The organism is Dissulfurispira sp. (assembly GCF_036745535.1).
Classification (GTDB): Bacteria; Nitrospirota; Thermodesulfovibrionia; order Thermodesulfovibrionales; family Dissulfurispiraceae; genus Dissulfurispira.
Genome location: NZ_DAIOFX010000041.1, coordinates 1 through 17,257 on the forward strand (window position 1 = coordinate 1; position 17,257 = coordinate 17,257).

General features: G+C 43.5%; 21 protein-coding genes and 1 pseudogene. All 22 read right to left on the minus strand.

The features are described from left to right. Window positions 1-392, minus strand: a 392-nt coding sequence (locus V7L97_RS07930; protein ID WP_333654836.1) for an ATP-binding cassette domain-containing protein, incomplete at its 3' end; no start/stop codon positions are given. Next, a complete protein-coding gene (locus V7L97_RS07935) occupies window positions 349-1,203 on the minus strand; it encodes an alpha-D-ribose 1-methylphosphonate 5-phosphate C-P-lyase PhnJ (protein WP_333654847.1) in 855 nt (284 codons plus the stop codon). The genes V7L97_RS07930 and V7L97_RS07935, both read right to left, overlap by 44 nt. After that, a complete protein-coding gene (locus V7L97_RS07940; protein WP_333654881.1) occupies window positions 1,200-1,853 on the minus strand; it encodes a carbon-phosphorus lyase complex subunit PhnI in 654 nt (217 codons plus the stop codon). The genes V7L97_RS07935 and V7L97_RS07940 overlap by 4 nt, the downstream gene beginning before the upstream one ends. After that, the gene (locus V7L97_RS07945; RefSeq protein WP_333654849.1) at window positions 1,826-2,323 is read right to left on the minus strand and encodes a carbon-phosphorus lyase complex subunit PhnI; all 498 of its coding nucleotides are present in this window, start codon (window positions 2,321-2,323) and stop codon (window positions 1,826-1,828) included. Before V7L97_RS07945 ends, V7L97_RS07940 begins: the two co-directional genes overlap by 28 nt. A 1-nt stretch (window position 2,324) precedes the next feature. Then, window positions 2,325-2,918 carry a phosphonate C-P lyase system protein PhnH gene (gene phnH / locus V7L97_RS07950; RefSeq protein WP_333654851.1) on the minus strand — a complete coding sequence of 198 codons (594 nt, stop codon included), beginning with the start codon at window positions 2,916-2,918 and terminating at the stop codon, window positions 2,325-2,327. Between the two features lie 2 nt (window positions 2,919-2,920). After that, a complete protein-coding gene (locus V7L97_RS07955; RefSeq protein ID WP_333654853.1) occupies window positions 2,921-3,133 on the minus strand; it encodes a phosphonate C-P lyase system protein PhnG in 213 nt (70 codons plus the stop codon). Window positions 3,134-3,379: 246 nt separating this feature from the next. Next, window positions 3,380-3,832: a GntR family transcriptional regulator gene (locus V7L97_RS07960; RefSeq protein WP_333654855.1), complete on the minus strand. Its 453-nt coding sequence runs from the start codon at window positions 3,830-3,832 to the stop codon at window positions 3,380-3,382. A gap of 131 nt (window positions 3,833-3,963) precedes the next feature. Then, a complete protein-coding gene (locus V7L97_RS07965; protein ID WP_333654857.1) occupies window positions 3,964-4,113 on the minus strand; it encodes a hypothetical protein in 150 nt (49 codons plus the stop codon). 142 nt (window positions 4,114-4,255) lie between these two features. Next, window positions 4,256-5,503, minus strand: coding sequence for a glycoside hydrolase family 1 protein (locus tag V7L97_RS07970; RefSeq protein WP_333654858.1), 1,248 nt, complete (start codon window positions 5,501-5,503; stop codon window positions 4,256-4,258). A 72-nt stretch (window positions 5,504-5,575) separates the two neighbouring features. Next, complete coding sequence (locus V7L97_RS07975) at window positions 5,576-7,432, minus strand: GGDEF domain-containing protein (RefSeq protein ID WP_333654859.1); 1,857 nt, start codon at window positions 7,430-7,432, stop codon at window positions 5,576-5,578. A gap of 115 nt (window positions 7,433-7,547) precedes the next feature. Beyond that, window positions 7,548-7,760 (minus strand): hypothetical protein, encoded by a 213-nt coding sequence (locus V7L97_RS07980; protein WP_333654860.1) that lies wholly within the window; start codon window positions 7,758-7,760, stop codon window positions 7,548-7,550. 112 nt (window positions 7,761-7,872) lie between these two features. After that, window positions 7,873-9,966 (minus strand): 4-alpha-glucanotransferase, encoded by a 2,094-nt coding sequence (gene malQ / locus V7L97_RS07985; protein WP_333654862.1) that lies wholly within the window; start codon window positions 9,964-9,966, stop codon window positions 7,873-7,875. A gap of 133 nt (window positions 9,967-10,099) precedes the next feature. Further along, window positions 10,100-11,077 (minus strand): heavy metal translocating P-type ATPase, encoded by a 978-nt coding sequence (locus tag V7L97_RS07990; RefSeq protein WP_442891790.1) that lies wholly within the window; start codon window positions 11,075-11,077, stop codon window positions 10,100-10,102. 29 nt (window positions 11,078-11,106) lie between these two features. Further along, window positions 11,107-11,805, minus strand: coding sequence for a YHS domain-containing protein (locus V7L97_RS07995; RefSeq protein ID WP_333654865.1), 699 nt, complete (start codon window positions 11,803-11,805; stop codon window positions 11,107-11,109). Between the two features lie 71 nt (window positions 11,806-11,876). Continuing rightward, window positions 11,877-12,230, minus strand: a complete 354-nt coding sequence (locus V7L97_RS08000; RefSeq protein ID WP_333654866.1) for a response regulator — start codon at window positions 12,228-12,230, stop codon at window positions 11,877-11,879. Window positions 12,231-12,250: 20 nt separating this feature from the next. Then, a complete protein-coding gene (locus V7L97_RS08005) occupies window positions 12,251-12,667 on the minus strand; it encodes a sensor histidine kinase (RefSeq protein ID WP_333654868.1) in 417 nt (138 codons plus the stop codon). Between the two features lie 38 nt (window positions 12,668-12,705). Beyond that, the gene (locus V7L97_RS08010) at window positions 12,706-12,966 is read right to left on the minus strand and encodes a HAMP domain-containing protein (protein WP_333654869.1); all 261 of its coding nucleotides are present in this window, start codon (window positions 12,964-12,966) and stop codon (window positions 12,706-12,708) included. After that, window positions 12,878-13,468 (minus strand): cache domain-containing protein, encoded by a 591-nt coding sequence (locus V7L97_RS08015; RefSeq protein WP_333654871.1) that lies wholly within the window; start codon window positions 13,466-13,468, stop codon window positions 12,878-12,880. Before V7L97_RS08015 ends, V7L97_RS08010 begins: the two co-directional genes overlap by 89 nt. A gap of 110 nt (window positions 13,469-13,578) precedes the next feature. Further along, the gene (locus tag V7L97_RS08020; RefSeq protein ID WP_333654873.1) at window positions 13,579-13,923 is read right to left on the minus strand and encodes a hypothetical protein; all 345 of its coding nucleotides are present in this window, start codon (window positions 13,921-13,923) and stop codon (window positions 13,579-13,581) included. After that, window positions 13,920-14,828 carry an ABC transporter substrate-binding protein gene (locus V7L97_RS08025; RefSeq protein ID WP_333654874.1) on the minus strand — a complete coding sequence of 303 codons (909 nt, stop codon included), beginning with the start codon at window positions 14,826-14,828 and terminating at the stop codon, window positions 13,920-13,922. The genes V7L97_RS08020 and V7L97_RS08025 overlap by 4 nt, the downstream gene beginning before the upstream one ends. Window positions 14,829-15,199: 371 nt before the next feature. Further along, window positions 15,200-15,626 (minus strand): annotated as a pseudogene (locus V7L97_RS13025) (FKBP-type peptidyl-prolyl cis-trans isomerase). A 76-nt stretch (window positions 15,627-15,702) separates the two neighbouring features. Continuing rightward, on the minus strand, window positions 15,703-17,163 hold the full coding sequence (gene ppcA, locus V7L97_RS08040; RefSeq protein WP_333654879.1) for a phosphoenolpyruvate carboxylase: 1,461 nt from the start codon (window positions 17,161-17,163) through the stop codon (window positions 15,703-15,705). Between the last annotated feature and the right edge of the window lie 94 nt (window positions 17,164-17,257).

Genomic DNA, 17,257 nt, shown 5'->3' on the forward strand with positions numbered 1-17,257 from the left:
ACTATCCCCATAAAGGAATTTCTTATCTGCCTCTTCCGATAGGGACTCAAGGTAAACAAGTTTTCATCATTTATGTCCATGCTTTTGTTTATTGCTGTGCTGTTAATAAACATTTCTCCTGATGTTGCTTCCCAGTCAAAGTGAAGGAGCTTGACAACAGTGCTTTTGCCCGAGCCGCTCTCGCCAACAATTCCAAGAATCTCTCCGGGATAAAGCTCAAAGGAGACATCGCTGCATGCAACTACAGAGCCGCAGTGTCTGCACATATTCGTCTCGTATTCAGGACCGGTTGAGTTGTTGCAGTGAGGACAGCCCTCGCCGAATATCTTTGTGAGTTTTTTGCCTCCATTATCGGCATAGTTTTTGGCCTCCGGATTCCAGAACCTTATCACAGTGTCCTGTATCAGAGCAGAAATACATTCTCCTGCCTGTGGTATCATCGATTATCTCATCGAGGAATGTATCTTTGCTTCCGCACCTCATGCATGATTCACCCTTGAAGTCCTCAATCCTGAATTTAAAGTCCTCAAATTCAAGTGGTTCAACCTTTGTATATGGAGGAATAGCGTATATTCTCTTTTCTCTTCCCGCACCAAAGAGATAAAATGTCTCTGCCATATTCAATTTCGGAATATCCCACCTTGGTATGGGGCTTGGATCCATGATGTATCTGCTGTTGACCATCACAGGATATCTCGCACCTATGCTTATCTCTTTGAATTTAACGATGTCTTCATAGAGATAAAGCCACATGCGGCTGTAGTCAGCCTCGCCGTGCATTCTCCTGGTCTCCATCTCGGAGGGCTCTATAGTCCTTAATGCCTCTGGATAAGGCACTTGAAGGATGAGAATCTGTTTTTCCGTCATCTTTTCTTCAGGAATCCTGTGCCTTGTCTGTATTACTGTTGCTTTCACAGTATCTGTGGTAGTCTTTACACCAGTTACAGCACTGACGAACTTCTTGATGTTTACTGCATTGACACTTCCGTCACAGCCCTGGTCAATTACTTTTAAGACATCATCCGTCCCTATGACAGAAAGGGTTATCTGGATTCCTCCTGTCCCCCATCCCCTTGCAATGGGAAGCTCCCTTGAACCAAAAGGCACCTGATAACCGGGGATTGCCACTGCCTTTAAAATCTTCCGCCTTATCTCTCTTTTAGCGCCCTCGTCTATAAAGGCAAAGTTGTAGTGTTGTTTCATTTCTTGACTCCTGGCACTTGACTCTCTACTTCTGACTTTTCTTGTGTCTTTCTCAACCTGTCAAGGTCTGACTGGAATGTTATGTGGTGCGGCAGTTTATAGTGGTTGCAGAACCCCATTGATTCAATGCCGTCAATATGTGAAAGAACAAACTCCTGATTTTCAGAGACCATCTTTGGTTCCTCTGCCTGCATTGCCCTGTCAAGCACTGCCATGGATATCGCCTTTGTTTCATTGTGGCCAAAACACAAGCCATATCCCAGCGTGAATTTTGGCATTCCATCTTTCCCTGTAAATTTGGCTATAACCTCTGCCTCTGTTACTTTCACTTCACCGATGGCAAAAGGTTTGCCCGTGTGTGGATGATTGATTCGTACGGGTATATAGCCAACCCTCAATTCTCCTACTGTGGGGTGGATGTCTCCATAACCCCTCATATTGGAATATGCTAAAAGCAACAGCCCTCCTGTCTCTGCCCTTGCCATTGTCTGCATGGCTGCACTTTTTGATGCCGGAAATGTGAGGGATTGTCTTGTAATGTCAAAGATGCCATTTTGATTGTTGACTGCCGACTGCTGACTGCCGACTGCTTCTACTAAAAGCCCTTCTTTTCTTAAAACCTCTATGACCTTTGGAAATGAATCGGGCAGGGGGAATAATCCAAAATATCCTTAAGCATGTCCCTTACATAAGCCGCCCTCTTTTCATCGGATTCATTGAGAAGTTCAAAATCAAGGAGTCTGAGTGTGTAATCCGCTGTAGGACCGAGTATCTGCCCTCCGGGTATATCTTTGAATGCAGCAGAGATGCGCCTTATAACCCGCATCTCTTTTGTGGATTGGGGGATTGAATAACCGACCCTCGGCAGAGTTGCCCTGTATGCCCTGAGCATAAATGATGCTTCAAGGGTATCGCCTGCAGACTGCTTTATGGCAAGAGCAGCAAGCTCAGGGGCATAAAGGGAGCCTTCTCCCATGACCCTGTCCACAAGCAGGTACAATTGCTCTTTTATCTGTTCAACCTTTAGCGGCTCTGAATTTCCCTTAATCCTCTCATAAGCGAGGAGTCTGGCTGCATTCTCTATCGCCTCTGTACCGCCTTTTACTGCTACATAGCCCATATCATCTCACCTCTATCCTCGTTGACCTTGGAATACACATGATCCTGTTTGCACCGTCTATAAAAATACAATCTATTCCCAGAGGGAATTCTGAATTGTTTTCTTTGATGTGAAAAAGTTCATTCTGTCCCAGTCCGTGAATAACAGGTGCAATATCATTCCTTATTCCCGGGCCTTTTAGCAGAGCAATTGGTTTTCCATTATCCCTGTCATTTAGAAATTCAACTACATAAATCACTGTCGCTCCTGTATCTGGATACTCAAGGCTTCCCCTCTTTGCCTTGAGGATTTCTCCGTTGCTTTCACCATCAGAAACAATAATAAAATCCGCATCCGAGATGTCTTTAACAGGGCATCTGGTGAGTTCTGAAATAGTGGTTTCCAAGTATTCTTTTCCTGTGCCGATGACACGGAATCCCACCTCATGGTCAAGGAGGGTCTGCAACACAAGCATTAATGGTGAATGGGTGAATGGTCGAATGGGTGAATCGGAGATAAAGTCTCCAATATTATAAACCCTCCCAGGATGGCTCATTGCCTGAAGAAGTGCCCTGAAAGTCTTTTGAGTAATCAAATATTCTCCATATGTCTGCATGGTTATCCTTTCACCATTGTTTCAAAGCTTACTCTTGTCTTTGCAATAAGCATTCTTTCCATTTCATCCGCCTCTGCTATTTTCCTTGCCTGCATAGTGATGAAGTCCATCGCCCTCTGCTTTAAATCTCCCCTTGCATCCCGGGTATCCGCCTGCAAAATCGCGTCCACCGAGGCCGCTGCCAGCGTCATTTCAGGTTCATCGCCCATCATCATTTTATCTTCCCATAACCCGTAATTACATCCTTCGGCACTTTGGAGATAGACCCCTTTAATTTCTCTTTGATACTTACCGGCAGGTCGCTCATTGTTTCCTCCATAAATTTTGGTCTTAGGATCTCCTGTGTTAAACTTAAACCGATAGAAGGTCTCCCTTTCTATCAGGCGGTTACCGCTATGTCCTTGTCCGGCTGGCGGCAGCCTTCCTTTGATCCATTGCTCCAACACTCCATTTAGTGTCTTTCACCTCCCTTCACCATTGAAATCCACAGCAATACTGCAGATATCCCCCCTGAATTTAGTAATGCAGTATTCGACAACCTCTCCATTCCGATCTTTTGCAATGCTCTTCACAACAAGAAGCGGGATTTTTGGAGATATCCAAAGGATGTCCATGTATGAATTTTCCGGCATGGAGACTTCAAAGGAGGATGAAGTCCTCGTTGCTTCAACATCATAATGTTTCTTTAAAAGCTCATAAAGAGAAAAGTTGCCTTCTATATGATTTTGAATATCGGGGAATCTGTCCGAATTGAGAAAGGATGTTGTATGACAGAAAGGTATCTTATTTACAAACCGCACTATTTCAAGGACAACAACCTTATCCGAAGATTTAATATTGAGTTTTCTGGAGAGTTCCCTTCCTGCTGATATTTCATAAGAGTCGAGCAGCCTTGCATCAGGACTGAGACCCACATCAAGGATGGATGTGGTGAATCGTGTTTTCCTTGAGACTTTATAAGAGATTTTGGTGTTTGCAACAAATGTTCCCTTGCCCTTTATTTTATAGACAAACCCTTCATTCTCAAGCCTTTCAATGGCCTGCCTTACAGTATGCCTGTTAGTTTATATCTCTTGCTTAATTCCATTTCTGTAGGGATTTGCTCGCTGGGCTTAAAAACACCTTTTTCTATCTGCTTAATCAGTATTTCGGAAAGCTGTTGATAACATGCGATACCTCCATCTCTGCTTATCATTTTGTCTCTCCTTTCAGTTGTCTATACATCTATACAAGAGATTACACCGAATCATTACACGGGTATTAAAGGAATGTTACATTTAGGTTAAATCGGAAGATTATAAATGCAGCAAATGGTTAAAAAAGAATGGATGTATGTTTTAGGAGAAATCCCTGCTCTTTATGAGATATGAATAATATGCCGCTGCATTGGTGGGCTTGCGTTTCAAGGTATCAAAATCTACTTTATATAAACCAAATCTTGCATCGAGACCTTGAAGCCATTCGTAATTGTCAATCAATGACCAGTAGAAATATCCCCTCACATCAATGCCTTCTTTGATGCACTTTTCAAGTACATCTACATGGCGTTTCATGAATTTTATTTTTTTCTGGTCATCATGTGTGGCTATGCCATTTTCAGTTATGATAAGGGGGACATTGAGTTTTGAAGCATATCGTAATACCTTTTCAAGTCCATGAGGATGTATCTCCCACCCCATATCTGTTAATCCGTAACCGTCAATATCCCTGTGCCTCAATTCAATCCCCATCTTTTTAAAAGGATTAAACCTCATATGTATTCTCGTGTAATAATTTACGCCGAAAAAATCAATCTTGTCCTTTATCGGGACAGCAATATCGATCTCTTCTTTAAATGGGAACTTTACTTTCAGCGTCCCGGTTATGAAGGCATCGAGTAGAGAGTGGTTGTAAAAGTACTTCGCTACTTTCGCAAGGAGTTTGTCCAGAGGGTTCCACCTGTTCCACGGTGCAAGGGCTGCCATATTGTGCGCAACACTCACCAGTGCGTCAGGTATTTTCGAGTGGATAATATCATAGGCGCCGCCATGACATATAAATATGTTTTTCAGCGCATTTATCGCTAAAGACATATCCTTTATGCCAGGCGGCATACAGCCTTCGAGGTATCCGCCGAGCAAAAGCACATATGGTTCATTGAATGTAATCCAGTATTTGACTCCCTTTATTGTTGAAACTATTTTTTCCACAAAATTCAAAAATTTCTCGACTGACTCGTTTTTATGCCATGGATATTTTTTGATGAACCAGAGGGGATGTGTGAAGTGATGGATCGTGACCATAGGCTCTATATTGTTTTCAAGAAGGATGTTTATTACATCCTGATAATGGGCAACCGCATTGTTGTCCCATGCTTTTTCCCTTGGCTGTATTCTGCTCCATTCAAGGGAAAAACGGTATGCGTTGACCCCGAGCTCTTTTAGCAGGCACAGGTCTTCTTTATAGAGAGAGTAGTGGTTTGTAACATCTGGTTTTGAACTTAGTATGGAATCCCACGACGCCCAATCAGCGTGAGGGGATCCCTCAAGCTGAAATGCTGATGTTGCAACTCCCCAGAGAAATTTAGCATTTCGTTCACTGTTCATAGTTCACCGCTCATTGTTTTAAAATGGAACTCCCTTATACTATAAACCATGAACTATGAACAATGGACATTTTCATCCCATCAGCCTTCTGTCCCTCACTATCGATGAGCGGCAGATGGATGCAGACTTCATCTTTGCAGCCTTTTTTACCTCTGTTGCTATGGATGCAAGCTGGGCAAAGGATTTGATTTTATGCACCTCTGTGCTAACTATTCCTATGGAGAGGGACAACAGGTTGAATGTCTCTTCCTCATTTTTCCTGTTCTTCGAAACATAACATCCCCTGTTGTAATCCTCCATTTTATGGAATGCCGGAAGCGTCGATTCAAAACTCGATATTATCTTCTCGCATACAGGGATTGAAATCTGGGGAGGGGTAATTACTATAAAATCGTCGCCGCCTATATGTCCCACGAAACTGAAATCGAAGCCATCCGGCTTTACTGTTTCTTCAATTATGCAGGCGAGTGTTTTGATGACCATGTCACCTTTCTCAAACCCATAGTGGTCATTGTATGGCTTGAAATTGTTTATGTCTATATAACAGACATCGAAGTGCATATTCTGGGCAAGCCTCTTGTTTATCTCACGCTGGATTGATTCGTTGCCCGGAAGACCTGTCAGCGGATTTGAGTTTTTCGCAAGCATGAGGCTTTTTTCTGTTATTGCATCGAGGAGAATATGGACTGCCACTATTCCGTAATATTTGCCGTTCTTTGTAACGCATATGTCGTCATAAAGAAATTCGAATTTCCTTGATTGTATCCTCTGTGCAGCATCTTCCAGCGTTGTGTTCACTTCCACCGTTAGCGAAGGCTGTTCCACTATCTCGCCTATGAATTTTTTTGCATTAAGGTGCATGCCATAGCCATATTTACCGAGTATATTGTTTTCTAAAAACCTGTTCCTGTGCAGCATCCCAATAACCCTGTCATCCTCGACAACGGGCAGGCTTCTGAGTTTGGAGTTTTCGATAAATCTATTAAAGGCAGCCGTAAGACGCGATGATGGCAGTATGGGATCAATCCTCTCTGCAATATCGCCTATGAAGCATTGCTCGCCGTTCGTTGAGCAGTAGTTTGTTTTTCTGTTGTGAAGCATGGGAATCTCTGTCCTGTCTCCATTAAGGATTGGAGACGGCTTGTAGAGGTAATACCCCTGAAGCAGATCGATCCCCATATCCATCACTACTTTGAGTTCTTCTTCCTGCTCTATGCCCTCTGCTATGACCTTTATGCCGATCCTGTGGCATGCAGAGGCAATGGAGTCAACGAGATTGAACTTTATGGTTGCCTTATCTATATTCGATATGAAATGGCGGTCTATCTTTACGAAGTCAGGCTCTATCACAGAGAGCATTTTCAGCCCGCCGTAGCCTGCCCCGAAATCGTCTATGGCTATTTTATAGCCCCTCTTTTTGTAATATGCAACAGCCTCTTTGAATAAGTCGCAGTTGTGGATGGCGCTTTCTTCTGTTATCTCAAGAATAATCCTTTCCTTTGAAATACCCCATTCATCTGCCAGTTCGTCGGTTATTCCCAAACTGTGAGCCGAGTCTATCAATGCCTCGGGGCATATATTTATGAATAGATATGCATTGATATGGTTTATGCCGAGCGAAGATGCAAGGCTTATGGCATTTTCCCTGCACTTTACATCGAGGGAGGAGATGGTATTGGTGAGTATTGCCTTTTTGAATAACTCCCCTATGTTTATGTTTTTTCTATCTTCCTTGATCCTTGCCAGCGCCTCATAGCCGTAAACAGTCCCATCTTTTGAAGAGAATATGGGCTGAAAATGAGTTGTGAGGGAATTGCTATCAAGGAGTTCCAGTATTGTCTGCCTATCTATTCCGTCTGCGCTATTTCTATTTTTAGAAATGCAGCCTTCGCTATCTATAGCCATGTCCCATTTTGATCTCGAAATCATGATACACCTCCTAAAAAGACAGGTAAAGGTAGAGGTAAAGGAAAAGGTAAAGGCAAAGGAAAGAAATAAATCATTAGCCCTTCTTTACCTTAACCTTAACCTCTGCCTGTCTTTTTTATGCTGCCACAAAATTTTCAGATATAAGGCTATTGTTCATGCGTACGCCTTCTTTTTTTAGCAGTACGGGACATTTCCTGAGTTCGCTGCCCTTACAATAATCATGCAATTCGGAAATACTCGGGGCATAAGGCCTGTCGCTTGCTGTGCATGACTCCACGGTCCATCCGAACTCAGAAAGACGGAACTGATTTAAATATTTGCATTTCATAACGCTCTCCTTTCTTTTAGCTGAGTGTGCATATCCTTCATTTTTTCAGACTTAGCATAAAGGATTAATTTTACATGATTATGACAGGGCAGTTAATTTTTAATGAAAAGGTTTAGCGGTTGTTTTTCTTAAACATTTCAGAAATGCTATGAAACCATTTATCCGAAATCATTTGTTCAAGTGTCACGGACGTCTTTTGCATCCAGCTCGGATAAGAGTCCGTTATCCCTGGCATATTCTGCTGGTCAAGTGTGCCGATGGCGTCATCGAGGCTTACAGCCAATAGTTTGCATGGAGTGAGGGCGAGATACCTGTATATAGCAAGACATAGTTCAGGAGTCATTTCATCTAAATATGGTGAATGGGCATCGGGAATGAGTCCTTGCGACTTGAGGGCCTCGATTAGGAGTGATTTGTCTCTTTCCCTTTCACCGATATTTCTTTGCCATGCACTCTCATCAGGAAATATTCCCAATCTCTTTTTCAGATCAATGTCGCGCCCGATCCACCAGCCATAAATTGTGGGAAGATCGTGGGTTGTGACTGCGCACAATGCCATTTCAGGATATCTTTCAGGAGGAGTGAAGGATGGGTCAGGATAGTTCCTTTCAAAATACAGGAGCCTGTAAGAAAGTATGCGGAATCTGGAGAGGGTTTCGCGTACATTCTCACCTATAGTTCCGAGGTCTTCTGCAATTACCACGGTCCTGTTCCTGACGCTTTCCAGCGCAATAATCCTGAGCAAATCCTCTGTCGGTTGTTTTACATATGCACCATGCGATGCAGGCATCCCCTTTGGTATCCAGAACTGCCTGAACATTCCGAGGGCATGGTCTATCCTCAGTGCGCCGAAATGTTGCATATTTTTCCTTATTGTCTGAATGAAAAATTCATATCCTGATTCCTTAAGCCTTTCTGGAACTAAAGGAGGAAAGCCCCAGTTTTGCCCTGCGGGATTGAAGTCATCAGGAGGTGCGCCGAGATCTATTCCCTCTGCGATTACATCCTGATAATTCCATGCATCGCTTCCTCCGCCAATGGAGCCTATGGCAAGGTCGTGGTAAAGCCCTATGGGCATTCCGAGATTTTTTGCCAGTTCAGAGATTTCTTTTAACTGCTCATCAATGAGCCACTGGATATATTTATAAAAGAGAATTTCTTTTTCATCGGATGTAAGAGACAAGTGTGTTGCAAAGGATTCAAGATTGTCGCTTTCTTTAGAGACATATCGTATGAAGTCTTTGCAGCGGATAGAGTCTTTCAGATAATGCTCTCTATAAAAAATCTCAAATGCATTACGGAGAACGGACATTTTTAGTGATGCAACTTTTTCATAGTCGATCAATTCGCAGTTTCTTAATTCATTTATCTGGTTTTCTATTTCTTCCCCCAAACCTGTCAGTTCTTCAACTTCAGGTATGCTTTCGATGTCAAGGTAAATGAAGTTCTTATAAAGCCTGGTTATTGGAGAATACGGGCTTATGCCAAATGGTTTTTTGTTCGGGATTGCATGCAGCGGATTGATTCCCACAAACCCGCCTTTTAATCCAGAAACCCATTTCACGATTTTCTTAAGATCGCCGAAATCTCCTGAACCCCAGTTCTGGCATGAACGTATGGAATAGAGGTTGATAGAGAGTCCCCATGTTTTCCTATTTATCAACTCCGTGGGCATATAACAGGAATCCGGAGTGATGACGAGTCTCGATGTGTCGGAGATTTCCATATTGGGAATCCTGAACGTTATATCTATGGAGTAATAGCCTATATCTCTATGACATTTATCGCTCAGGTCTATCTTTATGTATCTCCTGCCATACATCCATCGCTGGTCTGATATAGTTAATTCATTCCCTGAGAGAGTAAACTCATCTTTTTTACCTTCTTCATCTCTGATCGACCACGAAATAGATACTCTATCTTCCTCTCTTTCTTCAACGGGCACATGGATGGATATTTTAAATGGTTGATCACTTGCCGATATCACCTTTACATGCTCTGCGAATCTGTTCCATGGGCGTGCTTTTTGTGCATATATCTCATTTTTTATGGACTCATCAGAATCGATATCGAGCTTCATTGCCTTGAGTATGGCCTTTTTAGTCTCGATTGGAGTTATGTGTTTGTTGCCGAATATATCCCAGTATTCGGGGATAATCCCGCATATGTCTGCCAGTTCGTTGATTAGTTCATCTGAAGGCTGCATAATCCTATAAGTTTAGCAGATTATGGGGCAGGAGACAAAAGATAATAATGTATTTATATGTAGGCGACGGAAACAGTTTTCCGCTTCATTCTCGAAAGGCATCCAGCCTTTCTCCGAAGCTACGACAGCCCGCTTAAACATCCGTGTTACGCTTGGTTGGCTCTTTGCCTTCGATATCAATTCCTGTCTGTTTCATCAGTCTCCTGTTTCCTATAACTATTTCCCTGCCTTGAGCCTTAACCTTAACGCCATGCCCCGGAACAGCCTCGAACGACTCTGCATCCGGGATTTCGATGCCCATCATATTCGCCCTTTTTATTATCGCCTCTGCCAGAGGATGTTCGGAGCCTTTTTCTGCTATTGCAGCGAGCAGCAAGACATCCTCGTCTTTTTCATCCGGCATAGGCACTATCTCTGTGACCGCAGGCTCTCCTTTTGTGAGAGTCCCTGTCTTGTCGAATACTACTGCCTTGAGTTTTTCTGCCCTTTCTAAGTATTCAGCGCCCCTTATCAATATTCCAAGTTCAGCGCCTTTGCCGACTCCGACCATCAATGCAGCAGGGGTAGCTATGCCGAGGGCGCAGGGACAGGCGATAATGAGAACTGCCACAAAAGATAAAAGGGCATTTGTAGAATTCCCCGAGATTATCCAGATGGCAGCAGATAAGAACGCAACGCCGATAACTGCTGGAACAAAATAGGAAGCCACCTTATCGGCAAGCCTCTGGATCTGTGAAGAAGATGCCTGCGCCTCCTCGATCATTTTTATTATCTGGCTTAATGTTGTGTCAGCGCCTACCCTTGTTGCTTTAAACTTAAAGGAGCCGACCTTATTTATCGTGCCTCCGATTACCTCATCCCCTGACTTTTTCTCAACAGGAACGCTCTCGCCTGTTATCATTTTTTCATCAACAGATGAATGCCCATCTATTACAATGCCGTCCGTGGGAATTTTCTCGCCGGGTTTCACTATAACAATTTCGTCAACCATAACCGATTCAGCCGGGATCTCGACTTCCGATCCATCCCTTATAACTCTTGTAGTCTGGGGCTTTAGATCGAGCAGCTTGCGGATGGCAGCAGAACTCCTCTTTTTTATAATCTCCTCCATGTATTTTCCAAGTAGCACAAATGCGATTATTATTGCTGAGACCTCGAAATAAACATTTTTCTCTTCGACAGGAAGGACTCTGGGAAAAATACTACAAATGCGCTGTAAATATAGGCTGTTGATGTGCCGAGGGCGATAAGCAGATCCATATTTGCTACTCGATTTTTTATGGCATGCCATGCGCCCATGAAAAATCCCTTCCCTCCGAAAATCATAATGGGAGTTGTAATGATAAATAGCCATACACCCCATGTGAACCATGGAAGCCACGGAATCGGAACCCATGTGAGTATTGTAGCTCCTGCTGCAAGACCTAAAAATACAGCAGCCCTGAAGATTGCAAGCGCAAGGACTCCTGTAAGGGCAATGGTTACGCGCCGTCTCATTGTCCTTAATTCTGCTTCCGGAGCCTCGAATGTCCTCACGCAGTTTTCGCTGCAGAAATAGTATGTCCTTTCTCCGACCTCTCTTTTTATGGAACGGTCTTTGGGAATAACCATTCCGCATATGGGGTCTTTAGCCATTTCTCCTATGGCTTTAGCAGTGGCAGAAACCATTTCTTCCATTTTCATAGAGGGTTTTTCATAGACAAATGATTCAGGATTTTTATCAAAGTCCTCTTTACATGCTTTTGAGCAGAAATGGTAAGTGATGCCTTTATATACGGATGTGGCAACGGCATCCTTATCTTCTATGGTCATCTTGCAGACAGGATCTGTGACTTTCATTGCGACTCCTTTCTTCGCGACTCCTTTCTTCATTAAGAATAAGAAAGGACTGTGAAAAACATATGAAGTCCCTAATTGTCCAATACCTCCCTGACCTTTCTCAGGAGGTCCTTAGGAGAGACTGGTTTTGAGATGAAATTCATTTCCTCATCGAGGATGCCCTTTTCATGGATAATGTCTGCGGTATATCCGCTGATAAAAATGGACTTGATGTCAGGTCTTATTTTCTTTATCTCCTCATATGCCTCTTTCCCGTTTTTCTTCGGCATTATTACATCAAACAGAACGATATGGATTTTGTCCTTATTGTCCATGAACTTGCGTATTGCATCCTCTCCGTCAAATGCCTCTACGACCTTATAGCCAAACCTCTCAAGTATGTTCCTCGTCAGCTTTCTAATGACTGCATCGTCCTCCGCTACCAATACCGTTTCCGATCCCCCCTTCAGTTCAGGGACGGCGCGGGTTCAATTTTTTCAAACTCGGGGCTTATTAAAGGCATATATATCCTGAATGTCGTGCCTTTGCCTGGTTCGCTGTAGCAATTTATATAACCGCTATGCTGTTTGATTATGCCATACACTATTGCAAGCCCGAGGCCTGTTCCCTTTCCCATCTCCTTGGTTGTGAAGAACGGCTCAAATATCCTTTCCTTTGTCTTTTGATCCATGCCTACGCCTGCATCCGATACGGATATGAGGGCATATTCCCCTTTCTCGCCATACCCGTGGGTCTTTATGAATTCATTGTCCAGTCTTATAAGCTCTGTGCTTATGGTTAGAATCCCTCCCTGCGGCATGGCGTCCCTTGCATTGGTGGTAAGGTTCATCAGCACCTGCTCTATCTGCCCTGGGTCGGCCATTACTGTCAGATCCCTGTCTGCAAGTATGGTTTTTAATTCTATGTCCTCTCCCGAACCTTTCTTTCGAGCTCATAATTGACCTCTTCAAGCTCCCTCTGTTTGCTTTCCACTTCTGTCTTCGCTTTATCAAGTGCTTCCACCATTTCATCGAAATCCTTTTCGAGGTCTCCTATCTCGTCCTTTCTCATGGATTCTATCCTGATGGAATAATCACCGGATGCTATTGCCTTTGTTTTTTGCCTGAGACTGACAAGGGGTGCGGTAAACCTGCTTGTAATGAAATAGGAAGTCGGAAGCATTATGCCCAAAATCAATATTCCTATTATGAAAATTTTTTCTTAATGTGGTTATCTCCCTGAATGCCTCTTCCACATCCATTTTGACTACTATGCCCCAATTGAGCAGCGGGACATGTCTGTATGCGCCTACGACCCTTTTGCCCCTGTAGTCGATGCCTTCATCGATCCCCTCGCTGCCTGAAGCTGCGGATGTCCCTAACCTGAAGCGTTCCTTGCCGTGGCCCGGTGTCTCGATCTTCCGTATACTTGAATGCCTTGTGGGGTTGATATGCATGAGGCCGTGGTCCGACAGCTTTACGAGCAGTGTCTCTCCGGTATGTCCGAGGCCCGTATAGTCGCTGAATATGGGGAAAATAGTATTGTTTGAAACTACACTGCTTACAATTACGGCCCTGACATTTCCATCTTCGCTCCTTATCCCTATTGCAAAGTCCAGATGTCTTGCCTCAGCATTCAGATAGTCCTGCATTACAACCGCTCCGCCCCTTTTTATGCTTTCCATGTATCTGCTTATTCCTTCCCTGTGTTCATGCTTATGGCTGTGGTTAGAGTTGGAATGGCTGTCGTTTGTGGAGACTATGATATTGCCTTTAAGGTCGGCAACCTCTATGCTCAGGTAATCACGGTGGATGTTTTTAAATGATTTAAGACGCTGACTGATATATCTGTATTGTCCTGTTTTTTGTATGTCTGCTTTTTATCCAATAATGAGAAGATACTGTTGCGCAGATATTCTGCTGTGGCCAATATTCTCAGGTTATTCATCCGCTCATCGACATAATTGACCACAAGTTCCTTTTTTAAGTCTGCGGTTGCATTCAACTGGGCGTATATGCGGTTCTGGATTGCCTTTCTCTCATGCTCGTAGCTCAGCACGCTCAGCAGGACAGTGATTGCGATTATAAGGAAAGATATCCCTGATGTTAGCCTGAACTTTATGCTGTTGAAGGTTTTCATTGCGGTATCTTTGCAAGGTGTGACTTCATGCCTTTTATTACATCGAGAGCAGTATGCGCATCAAAATGCTTTATAACGTCTTCCCACTTTCTGTCTTTCGGAATAAACCCTACTTTCTTGAGGAATTCGAACTCCTTGCTTATATCTCCGCCATGACTGAGTAACCCACGGCCTGGCACTATGGAATAGATATTTATGTTTCCAGAAATATCCTCGGAGCAGAGGGTATTCAACTCTTTAATATATTTGTTCAGTGGGATCGGGACAATTTTAGCCGATTCTTCTGCCATCCAGCGGCTCGCCATATTAAGGTTCTTGTCAGATTCTTTTATCCAGAGCATTGCCCTTATCTGTGCTGCAATAATTGTCTTTACTGCCTCCCTGTGTTTTTCACCGTAGTCCTTCCTGATATTGAAGAAGCCGTAACTCGAAAATGAGCGGTTGATTGTATGGAGTGTGGGGTCTATCTTTGTATATACGGTTGCGGTAGGTTCAAATGTGGTGAATGCATCGATCTTTCCGTCCCTTACGGCATTCAGGATGTCGCCGGTATCCAGAGGCACATGCCTTATGTCATTTTCGGACATTCCTCTTTCTTCTAAAATCCTCAACAGATAGTAGTGGGCTATGGAGCCATATGGATAAGCTACCTTCTTCCCTTTCAGATCCCTTACCCTGTAGATATCCCGGGACACAAGGGAGACGCTTCCCTTGTTGAATACGGATATGACATCTATATATCCCTCGGATGCCATTTTTAACGTGGGCATGTCCCCGATGACAGAGCCCTCAAGGAGTCCCTTTTTCATAAAGTGATTGATATCTTCACCTTTCATAAAAGGATAGAAGACGACCTTATAGCCTATGCTTTTAAGCTCCTGCTGAAACAGATCATCCCTCTTCATCACCTCGATAATATGATTGACAGATGCCCATGGAGTGGGAACGCCTATCTCTATAACTTTTTCATCATTGGAGAATTTGTAGCTCTTATAAACAGGGTGTTTTTCGAGATCTGTAATCTGGATGTTTTTTTGTCTTTTTGCAACCTATAAAAAAATAAGCGCCAAAAGCACTACCGCATAAAATGCTGTTTTGAACTCTATTATCTTCTTTATTTTATAAAAATAGCACAAAATGTTTGTTTTTTAAATAGAGGTTCAGTGCTTCGTTGCTAAATTAAAAACAGACGTGCGGATATTTGAACAACTTGCCATAATAAAGCGCAGGTAAAAACAAATGAAAAATCTTTACCCGCGCCTGTCTTGTTGGTGTATCAGGCTACCTCTGCAAGCTCTATATCAAAGGTTAAATCCTTGCCTGCCAAGGGATGATTGGCATCGAGGGTGATGCTCGACTCATCCATATCTGTTATGACTACATTGATTACGCCATTTGGCTGTCTTATCTGGAGGTTCATTCCGATTGACGGTGCAATGTCCGGCGGAATCTGAGACCTCTCGATACGAACGACAAGGTCGCTCCTGTGAGGGCCGTATGCCTCATCAGCAGGAATGTTTATCGTCTTTTTTTTCTCCAACAGACATCCCTTCAACTGCATTTTCGAAGCCCCTGATGAGATGACCCTCCCCCAGTTTGAACTCAAGAGGCTCACGGTCTCCTGAGGAATCAAATACCGTCCCATCGTTTAGTTTTCCTGTGTAATGTACTTTTACTGTGCTTCCTGTGCCTGCCTTTTCCATTTTCTCTCCTTTTTATGAGTTGATTGTTATTAATGCAGAAGGGATATCATCTCCCTATGCCGCTAACCGAAACCGATTATCCGAGGAATTTCCTTATGTGGGCAGCTTCCACAAGCATGCCTTGCAAATATATATTTTCTTTTTCCTTGACGGCCTTGATAATTCTTGATGTAATGGCTTTATGTTCGGGATTAATCTTGTAATCGCCCCAGTCCAGTTTTAGAGACGATTTTACCTCGTCAGGCAATATTGTGAGCACATCCTCATTGAAGTACGACATGGCAGTCTTCATATCGAACATAAAATTGACATGCATTTCCTTTATACACGCAATATCTTCTGGCGTGAGAATATTCAATCCGAGGATTTCCGGCGGAAGCCCTATGGAATAGCATGCTGCACAGAAACTAATAACCCTCGGCAGCGTTACCTTCCCCACACTTCTGGCGTATCCAAACAATCCCACATGAAGCTTGCGCATTCTTCTTCTGGGGACAAAACCGGCTACATAATTAATGATTGGAGCAAGATGTTCTATAACCCTTTTGTATTCTACTGCCACTTTATCGATAATCTCTATGCACTTGCCTTCATCTATATCATAGCCCCTCATCATCCGGGATGCCTTGAGTTTATTGACTGCTGAGATTGCAGAAGGAACAGGGTGGTCGTATTTAAATGCCGACTGTATGGTGAATGTCTGGACATCGGGATACTCCTCCAATATCATGTCAATCGTGTCCGGTGCAAGATGCCCTCTGAAAGGAGCAGAGCCGGCACCCAGTATCGGGTATATCTTGACTCCTGTTTCTTCGGAAAGCCTTCTCAATCGCTGAAGGGCAATCTTGTTGCAAAGGATGGCGCTTACCATCCCATAGTTCATTGCAGGGTCCGACCGTGCTATAAATACCCGCTGATGCTTAATGTCCTTGCCTTTTAGATATTGCCTCATTATATTGTGCGCCTCAAGCTGATGCTCCTTGTCTTCAAAGAGCGGTATTACATTGATCTTCTCCGGCTTGCATTCCCCTATCCATTCGGATATGGTTATATCCCCCGGATAAAATGGCTGATTCTGCTTGCCGACAACAAAGTCTTTGTAGTAATAATAAATCCTGTTCAGGCTTTGCGATGACATTGTCATGGGAAGGATCACCTCAAAAATGGGAGGGATGTCTTTACCATAAAAAAGCCTTGCAGCATCGCATGAGCGGGGTATGCTTTCGAGGGTCTCGATGAGCACCTTTGCCTCTTCCTTTTCCACATCAGGGTTTGGAACCCTCAATGTAAGGAATACATCTTCGCCGAGTTTTGTTTGCTGGAAGAAATGCTCATATTTGGTAAGGAGTTTTCTTACAACAAAGTCGTCGACCTCCTTGCCCTCGCAGTCCCACATCTGCTCGTCGCATCCAAGATGTGAAAAGGCGTAATACGCCTCCTGGATTTCATCGTCACCAGACATATCCTGACTTTCTGCAAAGAAAGGCAGAAGGACATTGTCTGGGTGCTGGGTTGACATTACTCTCGGTATTTTCATGGTTTATTTTATCACATGTCATCTATTTTTAGTGCATGTTACCAGATAGGTATAGACATATTAACCAGTTTATAGAGGCTATAGAAACAAAGGG